The organism is Enemella dayhoffiae (assembly GCF_002250625.1).
GTDB classification, from domain to species: Bacteria; Actinomycetota; Actinomycetes; order Propionibacteriales; family Propionibacteriaceae; genus Enemella; species Enemella dayhoffiae.
Genome location: NZ_NMVQ01000037.1, coordinates 1 through 1,401, shown reverse-complemented (window position 1 = coordinate 1,401; position 1,401 = coordinate 1). Strand labels below are relative to the sequence as shown.

Here is a 1,401-nt window from a genome sequence, read left to right as displayed (position 1 = left end):
GGTCAAGTCCCGCCAAGTGGTGTAACTGTTGGTGATCCTTCGGGGCGGGGTTAGCTGGCGAGTGCGGGCGTGGTCTCCTGTTCGGGCTGGTTGGTGATGAGGTTGAGCCGGCTCTTGGCGAGGATTTCGAGGCCGAGGTAGCGGCGTCCTTCGGCCCATTCATCGGTCTGTTCGGCCAGGACCGCGCCGACGAGCCGGACGATCGCGGCCCTGTTGGGGAAGATACCGACACTGTCGGTGCGGCGTCGGATCTCCCGGTTCAGGCGTTCTGTGGGGTTGTTGGACCAGATCTGCTGCCAGACCTCGGGCGGGAATTGCGTGAAGGCGAGGATGTCGGCCCGGGCTTGGTCGAGGTGGTCGGTGACGGCGGGGAGCTTGTCGGCGGTGTAGTCCAGGAGTCGGTCGAACTGGGCGTGGACGGCGGTGGCGTCGGGCTGGTCGTAGACCGAGTGCAGCATCGCCTTGACCGCTGGCCACAGGCTCTTGGGTGTGATGGCCATCAGGTTCGCGCTGTAGTGGGTGCGGCAACGCTGCCAGGACGCTGCGGGCAGGTTGGCCGCGACCGCCTCGACCAGGCCGGCATGGGCATCGGAGGTCACCAGACGGACGCCGGTCAGGCCGCGGGCGACCAGGTCGGCGAAGAACTCGTTCCAGGCCGGTCCGGTCTCGGCAGTGGCGACCCGCATCCCCAACACTTCGCGGTGCCCGTCGGCGTTGACCCCGGTGGCGAGCATCACCACCGAGTTGACGACCCGTCCGCCCTCGCGGACCTTCATGGTCAACGCATCGGCGGAGATGAAGGTGAACGGCCCCGCATCGCCCAACGGGCGGTGGCGGAACTGCTCGACGTGTTCGTCGAGCTCGGCGGCCATCCGGCTGACCTGGGACTTCGAGAGCCGGTCGATGCCCAGGGTCTTGACGAGCTTGTCCATGCGGCGGGTGGACACGCCAGCGAGGTAGCAGTCGGCGACCACGGTGATCAGTGCGGACTCGGCGCGCTTGCGGCGTTCGAGCAGCCAGTCGGGAAAGTAGCTGCCGGTGCGCAGTTTGGGGATGGCCAGGTCGATGGTGCCGGCGCGGGTGTCCAGAGCGCGGTGGCGGTAGCCGTTGCGTTGCGCCACACGGCCAGGGCTGGGCTGGCCGTACTCGGCGCCGGCCACCGCGTCAGCGTCGGCCGACAGCAGGGCGTTGAGCATGGTCTGCAACAAACTGCGCATCATGTCCGGTGATGCCTCAGCAAGGAGCTCGCCAAGAACGTGGGCAGAGTCGACAATGTGTGGAGCGGTCATCGTGATGATTCCTTCGAGGGTGCTGTGAGAGGTGAACTCGAGGATCACGCGGTGACCGCCCTGTCGTCCAGAGCCAGCCACCACGGGCTACACCACTATGAGGGACTCAACT

1 protein-coding gene is annotated in these 1,401 nt (G+C 66.8%); it reads right to left on the bottom strand.

Going from position 1 to position 1,401, the window contains the following annotated elements:
• Positions 1-50: 50 nt before the first annotated feature.
• A complete protein-coding gene (locus CGZ93_RS13985; RefSeq protein ID WP_094364782.1) occupies positions 51-1,289 on the bottom strand; it encodes an IS256 family transposase in 1,239 nt (412 codons plus the stop codon).
• Positions 1,290-1,401 lie beyond the last annotated feature (112 nt).

Bases quoted from the DNA above. Each gene is read 5' to 3' on its own strand.
- CGZ93_RS13985 (WP_094364782.1), bottom strand. From the start codon at position 1,289: ATGACCGCTCCACACATTGTCGACTCTGCCCACGTTCTTGGCGAGCTC.